This is a genomic window from Alteromonas sp. 14N.309.X.WAT.G.H12 (assembly GCF_036697315.1).
Lineage (GTDB): Bacteria > Pseudomonadota > Gammaproteobacteria > Enterobacterales > Alteromonadaceae > Alteromonas.
Genome location: NZ_JBAHZB010000030.1, coordinates 24,676 through 33,767, shown reverse-complemented (window position 1 = coordinate 33,767; position 9,092 = coordinate 24,676). Strand labels below are relative to the sequence as shown.

Genomic DNA, 9,092 nt, shown 5'->3' with positions numbered 1-9,092 from the left:
CGGATGTGGATACCACCACTGCTGGCTATCACCAGGAGACATTGGTGCCCTTGTCATCCGAGTCCCACTCCGGCGAAGACGTTGCCCTTCATGGCATCGGCCCCGGTAGTCAGCTTATTCAAGGTGTTATTGAACAAAGCGTTGTTTTCCATTTGATTAATCAATCCCTCGACCTGCTTGACGAATAAGAAGAGATCATCATGAAAGTTTTTAAAACGAGTTTAATAGCCATGACCCTCGCAGGTCTTACTGCATGCTCTTTAGATGGCAACGATGGCGCAAACGGACAAAACGGTACCAACGGAACCAATAGCCTAACAGTACAAACCGATCTGGCCATGGGCGATGAAAACTGCCCCAATAGTGGCGTACGCCTTGATTCCGGCTTGGATCTAGACAGTGATGGCAGCTTAGCCGACACAGAAGTGACCGCCACCAGTTATGTGTGCGTACCGGCTGTAACACAGGTCGCCTCAGGGGAAATACTAAGCAGCCTTAACAACGACTATTTTGTTGCCGGACAAACTGAAATTCAGTCTGCTAAATCAACCTGGTTAAATGCTACCGGAGTCAGTGAGCACACCTCCGTGGAAGCCGCCGTGGCCTCGGTTAACGGTAAAGCCAAAAATATCATCTTGTTTGTGGGCGATGGTATGGGTGTGTCTACCGTCACCGCAGCACGTATCCTTGACGGTCAAATAAATGGTGGGAACGGCGAAGAAAATCAGCTGAGTTTTGATAAATTCCCCTTTGCTGGATTAGCCAAAACCTATAACGTGGATGCCCAAACACCGGATTCGGCAGGCACCATGACGGCCATTATGAGCGGCGTAAAAACCGACGTGGGCGTGGTGGGTGTAGATGAAGACATTGAACGTGGGGAATGCGACACCACCGAAGGCAATGAATTGGTTACCGCCCTTGAACTGGCCGAACTGGCAGGCAAATCCACGGGCATCATATCAACAGCGCGTATCACCCACGCCACACCGGCAGCAACCTATGCCAAAGCGGCCGATAGAAACTGGGAAGATATCTCAGATATGCCAACCGAGGCCTCGGAGGCCGGCTGTAGCGACATTGCATCGCAACTTATCAGTTTCGAAGAAAATATGGAAAGCCGTTTTGCCGGTGCCGACGTGGATGGCATTGAAGTAGTCATGGGAGGAGGACGCAGACATTTTCTTCCTAACGATCCTGGATATAACAGCCCGGATGCCGTAAGCAGTACCGAAGGTGATCGTACCGATGATCGGGATCTAACTGCCGAATGGATGACCCTGTATCCAAATGGCGTTTATGTTTACGATGAATCAGGCTTCAACGGTATTGATACCGAAACCACTGAGCGGGTATTCGGATTGTTTAATGAATCTCACATGCAGTACGAAGCCGATCGTGAAAACGATATTGCTGGCGAACCGTCCGTTAGTGAAATGACAAAAACCGCAATAGAAATTCTCAACAATAATGACAAGGGTTTCTTTTTGATGGTGGAATCAGGACGTATTGATCATGCCCATCACGCAGGTAATGCCTATAATGCACTGACCGACACCATAGAGATGGCCAATGCGGTTACCGTGGCAGATGAACTGACCGATGATGAAGATACACTTATCATCGTTACCGCTGATCACGGGCACGTATTTACCATTGCTGGTTATCCTAAGCGTGGCAACCCCATTCTCGGCAAGGTGGTTAATGTTGGCGCTGAAGAGCCTGCTACCGCTGCCGACGGTATGCCCTACACCACTGTGGGCTATATGAATGGTCTGGGATTTCAGGATCTGGGAGATGAAACTGATGCCGATGCCAGTTACGCCTATGACATCAACAGTGGTCGACAGGATCTCTCGGATGTTGATACAACCGCGCCCGGTTATCATCAGGAAACACTTATTCCCTTATCATCTGAAACCCATTCTGGGGAAGATGTGGGCATTTATGCCAAAGGGCCTGGCGCTTTTCTTGTAAACAGTACCAACGAGCAAAGTGTTTTATTCCATGTGATGGACTATGCAGGCAACCTTATCGAACAAGCCGAAGCAACGGTGGAATAGCAACAGTTTAAAAAAGGAATACGCCTTGTGTGTATTCCTTTTTTTCTAAGGAATTGGTCATGAAGTACGCAATAATTTTACTCAGTAGTTTACTTACAAGCCCGTTTATTCAAGCTAAAACAGATCATCCCCAAGACGAGGGCAATGTCTGTCAGTCCCAAGGGGCTTGGGTAAAAGCACAATATAGTCTAAAGGCAATGCAAAAAGATCATGTAAAGGGATCCACCCTTACCCTGTGGCGCAAACCCAACGTGGTGGCGCACCAATATCCAGACGCTCACATTACCCAAGTGTGGGAACATGTGCATCAGCGAGTAAAATCCACCCGATTTTTTGATGCCTATTCCCGCGGCATTGAATACCAGCCCGGTGATAAAGTAGACGGCCGCGTTGACAATGATTGGGATTATCGCAATCAATTATTAACCCCAGCATTTTTAGCAACCCTATCGCTGCAAAAAACCACGGGAAGCGGATGCAATCAACAAGCCGTTTACACCAACGGCGCCACGGAAAACGCCATTCAACTGGTCTGGCTGCCCCAATTGCAACTCATTTCTTCGTTGTCTATGGATAACAACGACAAGGAAAAAACCACCTGGACACTCGTGTCCCTTGAGCACAACCAATCAGATATAACGGCCTTTTTTGCCCAACGAAATGGTTACCAAACCACAGATTATGCGGATATTGGCGACGATCATACCGATCCGTTTCTCACTAACATGGTAAATCAGGGGTTCATTGAAGCCGGTGCCAGTGGTTTTTATGATACCGAAGGCCGGGCCATAGGCAGTCACAGCCATCACCATTAAACAGACGATAAAAAATTAGCGACTGCACTTTGGCGTTCAGCTTATCCTGTGCTATATAAACGGTAAGCTGTTGCTTTCATCAAAGGAACATGATGAATGTCTGCCTTTTTTTTCCATGACGCTAATTTTTTATTTACCGCCGCTGTCGGTATCGTACTTTTGCTGTTTTTAATTGAACTGACCAGCATCATTATTGGCACCAGTTTGCTGGGTATTTTTGATGATATACCAGACACTGAAACGGACATTGAAGCCTCATCCAGCTTTTTATCAACACTGGTGAATGGCTTAGCCCTTAACAGAGTACCCATAATGATTTGGTTTATTCTGTTTCTTACCCTTTTTGCCTCATGCGGCTTACTGATAAATGCCTTACACGCACTGTATATAGATGGACGTTATTTTTCCATACTAGAAAGCGTGCCTGTTTCCATGATTGTGGCATTACTTCTTACCGGCCCATCGGCCAAGACACTGGCGAAATTTTTGCCCACTAAAAAGCCCATCGAACTTTGCAACGAAGACTTTATTGGAGTCGTAGCCGAAATCACCATTGGTGTAGCCCGATCTGGTACCCCAGCTGAAGCCAAATTGAGAGATAAATACGGACACCCGCATTACTTGTTGGTTGAACCTTTTGAACCCAATGAAAGCTTCAGCAAAGGCGAAAAAGTGATTTTAGTGAAAAAAAGTTCTCATTCATGGTTAGTGACTCGTTACGCTTAGGACTTGGTGAAAAACCGCCCAACAACATAGTACTGAAAAACACCAACTAAAGTAGCATAAATACCTTGCCAAAGTGGCAAAGATAAACCCCTAGTCTCGCGCGTAGAATACCTTATGGTTAATTAAGCGAGCCGGTGATGAAAGCCAGTAAAAAAATTACTATTGTCATTTCTGGTGTCTATTTACTTGTCAGCATCATTCTTGCTGCCGTGTTTTTCGTGCAAGCTAAACGGGATATAGACGTCGAAACTCAGGCAGCGTTGGCCATGGCCGATGCCCTTATGGCGCAACAATTAACCTTTGATCAAATTAAATCGGTGTTGCAACACAGCCGCCACCTTCACGTAACTGACAATATGCATGCTGTCCCCCCTGATGAGCCCACCGCGCACCAGTACAGTCCTCCCAGTGATCCCAATAAAAAACTGTACATCTATGGTGCCCCGGAAGCGGAGAACGAAGAAATATTCACCACGGTTTATCAGGTATTCGGCATACTTTTATTTTCCTACATACTTACCTTGTTACTCCTGAATATCAGCGTTAGAGAAAAACTAAAACCCCTACGCTCCCTTAGCCTGGCTTTGGATCAAATTGGTGAAGGGCGCTACAAAGTGGACGTGGATCCTGGCGATATTGAAGAGATACGTTCTTTGGTTTCCCACTATCAAACCATGGCTGATTCACTGCACCTGCGTAAACAAAAGGTACAACACCTCCGTGCACGATTAGCCACTTTACAAGAACGCGAACGTCAGGGGTTGGCACGAGAACTTCATGACAATTTAGGCCAACTCATTACCGGAATAAGGGTGCAAAGTTACTTACTCAAACAACAAGCGAATAGCACGGCTTTTGTCCAGCGCACGGCGAGTTTACTCGAACAACAATGCGAAGAGGTGCAAACCGGTATCCGTCAGATCACCCATCAATTATATCCTGTGGCGTTACACCGGGTAGGATTAGTGGTTGCCCTTCAAGACATGCTCAAACGTTGGGCGGAAATCCACGGTATCGCCCTGTCCTGCCATTTCCCCAACACCATTGTAAGCATGTCACCAGAACGTGATATGCATTTGTATCGTATTACCCAAGAAGCTTTAAGCAACATTGTGAAACATGCCCATGCCACCGAAGTCTCGGTGAGTCTGGACGTCAAAGATACCCAGCTTATTTTGACAATAAAAGACAACGGAATTGGAATAGAGCCTAGCGACCCTACTCACCATGATGGCCTAGGTATGGAATCTATGCGCGAACGGGCCAGCCTTATTCGCGCCTCGTTCAACGTTACCAGTAAAAATGGCACCGCCTTGAGTTTATGCGTGCCGTTAACAGAGCAAAAGGAGAGCGACAAAAATGCACATATTACTTGTGGATGATCATGCTGTGGTGCGGCAAGGTTACAGCGCCCTGCTATCGATGATGCTACCCGATGCCACCCTTCATGAAGCGGAAAATGCTCGACAGGCAATGACATGCCTTAATCAACATCCGGTGGATGTCGTCATACTGGATATCAACCTTGAGCAGGCCAGCGGTTTGAACGTGGCGCCGCGCTTGCTGAATCACTGGCCGCGCTTAAAAATCATCTTTTTCAGTATGTTTGAAGAAGCCTCCATTGTGAACCGGGCAATGCATACTGGCGCCTGTGGCTATATCAGCAAACGTTGCAGACCAGAAATCATGCTCGAAGCGGTAAAAGCGGTAATGGCGGGCAAAACTTACATTGAGCACGAATTGGCCATTGATCTTGCCTCTTATGCGTACAATGAGAAAAAGGACATTTTTGATCAACTAACGCGACGGGAATTTGATGTTTTCATGGGCGTGGCCAAAGGACAAAAGCGTTCACGCATTGCTCAGGATCTCAATATTTCTGATAAAACCGTTTCCAATGCCATTACCCAATTAAAAAGTAAATTGCAGGTGAAAACCAGTACCGAACTGGTGCATTTGGCCATCGACAATGGATACCTGAAGATCGCGTCATAATCGGGAATTTCCCCGCTAAAAACCGGGAACAATTCCGTATCGCTAAATAGCAGAGTTTGTCAGACTATCACTAAATCGACAGGTTGCTTGTTCGACCAGCCTTCGGTTCACGTGAGGTTCAACAGCTCACAATTTTTATAGCTAACCCATGAGGTTAGCTTTTTTTTTACCCAAAAAACACATTCCAGAAAGTGGGATACTTTCTCATCATTATTGGGAATTATTCCCCGCTCATGTCGGGCAAAAGTCTATTCTCCCGCCTTCATAAGCCACCCATACTGTTAACACTTCGTAAACAAATAAAAAGGTACAGGTACAGTATGTCTACACTCATTCGCAATACCTCAACAAAAGGTCTGGCTTTATCGCTGCTCGTTTCCAGCATGTTGTCAGCGTCATTTGTCTCAGCCAAAGGGGTAACTTGGGACGATATTGAAAACGATGCAAAGACCCCGGAAGATGTTCTTATGTATGGTATGGGCCCTGAAGCACAGCGCTTTAGTCCACTTGATCAAATAAACAAAGACAATGTTCATACCCTTTCGCCCGCATGGGTAATGAGCTTCGGCGATGAAAAACAACGGGGTCAGGAGTCACAAGCACTGGTCTATGATGGCGTAATTTACGTGACAGCGAGTTATTCCCGTATTTTTGCATTCGATGCCCGCACAGGGAAAAGATTGTGGTCTTATTCTCATCGTCTGCCAGAAGGTATTCGTCCCTGTTGTGATGTGGTCAACCGTGGCGCGGCGATTTTTGGTGATATGGTTTACTTCGGTACCCTGGATGCCGGTATCGTTGCCCTCGACCGCCACACCGGTAAAGTCGTATGGAAAAAACGCTTTGAAGACTACCGGGCGGGTTACACCATGACGGGCGCTCCCACTCTAGTGAAAGATCAGAAAACCGGTAAGGTACTGCTGATCCACGGTTCATCCGGTGATGAATTCGGTGTCGTCGGCAAACTGTTTGCTCGGGATCCCTTAACCGGTGAAGAAATATGGATGCGTCCCTTCGTAGAAGGACACATGGGAAGACTAAACGGAAAAGAAAGTACACCAACGGGAGATAAGAACGCGCCCTCCTGGCCTCGTGACGAAAACGGCGAACTGGTAGAAGCCTGGCATCACGGTGGCGGCGCGCCATGGCAAAGTGCAAGTTTCGATGTGGAAACCAACACCATTATTATTGGTGCCGGTAACCCTGCCCCCTGGAACACCTGGAAACGCACCGCGAAAGGCGATGATCCACGAAACTGGGATAACTTATACACCTCAGGTCAACTCGGCGTAGATCCCAGCACCGGGGAAGTAAAATGGTTCTATCAACATACGCCAAATGATGCCTGGGACTTTTCGGGTAACAACGAACTGGTATTGTTTGAATTCAAAGATAATGGCAAAACCATTAAAGCCACGGGTCATGCGGATCGTAACGGCTTCTTTTACGTCGTAAACCGGGAAAACGGTGATTTTATTAAAGCCTTCCCCTTCGTCGACAATATCTCCTGGGCGACCCACATCGACCCCGATACGGGTCGGCCGGTTGAAGTGGAAGGACAACGTCCTCCATTACCTGAACCCGGTGAAGAAAAAGGAAAGTCCGTTGAAGTCTCGCCACCTTTCTTAGGGGGTAAAAACTGGAACCCTATGGCCTATAGCCAAAACACCGGCTGGTTCTATTTAGGTGCGAATCATTGGAAAGAAGACTACTGGACAGAAGAAGTCGTATACGCCAAAGGCAGTGCTTACCTTGGCCAAGGCTTTAGAATCAAAAAGCAATATGATGATCACGTGGGTATACTCCGGGCCCTTGACCCGGTATCCGGTGAAATTAAATGGTCGCATAAAGAAAAACTGCCTTTATGGGCAGGGGTTCTGGCCACCAAAGGCGGACTCATCTTTACTGGTACAGGTGATGGCTACGTGAAGGCCTTCGATGAAGAAACCGGTGAAGAACTGTGGAAATTCCAAACCGGCTCTGGCGTGGTTTCCTGCCCTATTACCTGGGAACTGGATGGTGAACAATATATCGGTTTAGCATCAGGTTATGGCGGTGCGGTACCACTGTGGGGCGGCGATATGGCGGAGTTAACCAAACCTGTTGCCCAAGGCGGTTCCTTCTGGGTATTTAAACTTCCCAAATTCGACAAATAACCCTTATTTTTCAATAACATAGCGGGGATAAGCCCCGCTTGGAGTTTTCGATGAAATGGCTTTATTCATTTTTAATTTTGTCTGCATCTGCCATGGCAGATATTCTGCCTTTTGAAGATGACAACCCGGTTATTAAAGGTTGTGAACTCAAACCCAAGACCCATTGCGAAAATATCGACCTATCCAATCAAAACCTGTCAAACCTTGATTTGTCCGGCGCCACCTTCGTTAATGTTTCCTTCCACAATACCAACCTTAAACATGCTGATCTTAGCTATGTCACTTTTAAGCGCTGTAACCTTGATAAGGCAGATATGGCAATGGTCAACCTAAATCACAGTGATCTGCGTTCATCCACATTACGCAATACCAACTTAGAAAGTGCCACAGGTTGGGCATTATTTGCCCAGGGCGTCACCTTCGACGGTTCGGTAATGACAGGGGTTAATTTCGATCAAGCGCGATTATCCGGCGCCAAACTCAACAAGGTAAACCTACGTGCCGCCCGCTTAGAAAGAGCCTGGATGATCAAAGCGCAACTGACAGATTCTGATTTAACCAATGCGGATATTCAGGAAGCGAAACTCAACAATGCCAATCTAGCGGGTGCCATACTCACAGGCACACGTATTCATTACGCCACATTCCAAGACACCTTTATGCAAGACTGTCAGGATTGTCCCGTGAATTGGTGACTGATTTTTGCCTGATAAATGTGCCGCTGACGTACAAATTACCCCTTTATTTTAAATGCCAATGAAACGCCTGAACCTTACCAACGTATAAAAAGGTTAGGTTCTCGGTGTTTGCCGCACAGTGTTTTTAAACCATACTTATTCCATCCCCTTCTTTGCCCGTTTTCCCCGTTTAAGTTCGTTAACCTGAAGGAATTCGTTTTTATTACTTTTAAACCTTAATGAAAATGATTACTATTAAGATATAGACATACATTAGGGTCGAGGAAATAGCTGCCGTGTTATCCCACACTAACCGGGTTTTGAATGTAATTTATGATCTCAAGGCCTGTATCCGCCAAGGTGTCTACTCTGATTACAACAGGCTACTCGATGAATACATAGATTACGCACAAGAGGCGGCATTAATGGCAAATACATCCTCAGAAAAGGTACGTATTTTGATTGATTGTGCCTACCTATTATTAGACACAGCCAAAGATCATCGCGTTGCCAACCATTGGCGCCAACAATGTATCGATAAAATCTATCGGCCGCTGTTGACCGCACAGCGTTATGCACTGGTCACAGAAGATGATCGCTACATACGTATGTTTCAGTATCAATATACACGCCTGTTACCACAATTTTTTAACTAAGGAC

The 9,092-nt window shown here is 46.6% G+C and carries 9 protein-coding genes; all 9 read left to right on the top strand.

From position 1 onward, the window contains the following. On the top strand, window positions 1-188 hold a 188-nt coding region (locus tag V5298_RS10185; RefSeq protein WP_332931355.1), incomplete at its 5' end, for an alkaline phosphatase. Between the two features lie 12 nt (window positions 189-200). Continuing rightward, the gene (locus tag V5298_RS10180) at window positions 201-2,063 is read left to right on the top strand and encodes an alkaline phosphatase (RefSeq protein WP_332931354.1); all 1,863 of its coding nucleotides are present in this window, start codon (window positions 201-203) and stop codon (window positions 2,061-2,063) included. Window positions 2,064-2,122: 59 nt separating this feature from the next. Beyond that, a complete protein-coding gene (locus V5298_RS10175; RefSeq protein ID WP_332931353.1) occupies window positions 2,123-2,878 on the top strand; it encodes a hypothetical protein in 756 nt (251 codons plus the stop codon). 96 nt (window positions 2,879-2,974) lie between these two features. Then, window positions 2,975-3,604, top strand: a complete 630-nt coding sequence (locus V5298_RS10170) for an OB-fold-containig protein (RefSeq protein WP_332931352.1) — start codon at window positions 2,975-2,977, stop codon at window positions 3,602-3,604. Window positions 3,605-3,741: 137 nt separating this feature from the next. Beyond that, window positions 3,742-4,986, top strand: coding sequence for a HAMP domain-containing sensor histidine kinase (locus V5298_RS10165; protein WP_332931351.1), 1,245 nt, complete (start codon window positions 3,742-3,744; stop codon window positions 4,984-4,986). After that, complete coding sequence (locus tag V5298_RS10160; protein WP_332931350.1) at window positions 4,964-5,599, top strand: response regulator transcription factor; 636 nt, start codon at window positions 4,964-4,966, stop codon at window positions 5,597-5,599. Before V5298_RS10165 ends, V5298_RS10160 begins: the two co-directional genes overlap by 23 nt. A gap of 383 nt (window positions 5,600-5,982) precedes the next feature. Then, window positions 5,983-7,755: a methanol/ethanol family PQQ-dependent dehydrogenase gene (locus tag V5298_RS10155; RefSeq protein ID WP_332931358.1), complete on the top strand. Its 1,773-nt coding sequence runs from the start codon at window positions 5,983-5,985 to the stop codon at window positions 7,753-7,755. Window positions 7,756-7,805: 50 nt separating this feature from the next. Next, entirely contained in the window at window positions 7,806-8,450 is a 645-nt protein-coding gene (locus V5298_RS10150) for a pentapeptide repeat-containing protein (RefSeq protein WP_332931349.1), read from the top strand. A gap of 278 nt (window positions 8,451-8,728) precedes the next feature. After that, complete coding sequence (locus tag V5298_RS10145) at window positions 8,729-9,088, top strand: hypothetical protein (RefSeq protein ID WP_332931348.1); 360 nt, start codon at window positions 8,729-8,731, stop codon at window positions 9,086-9,088. Window positions 9,089-9,092: the final 4 nt, after the last annotated feature.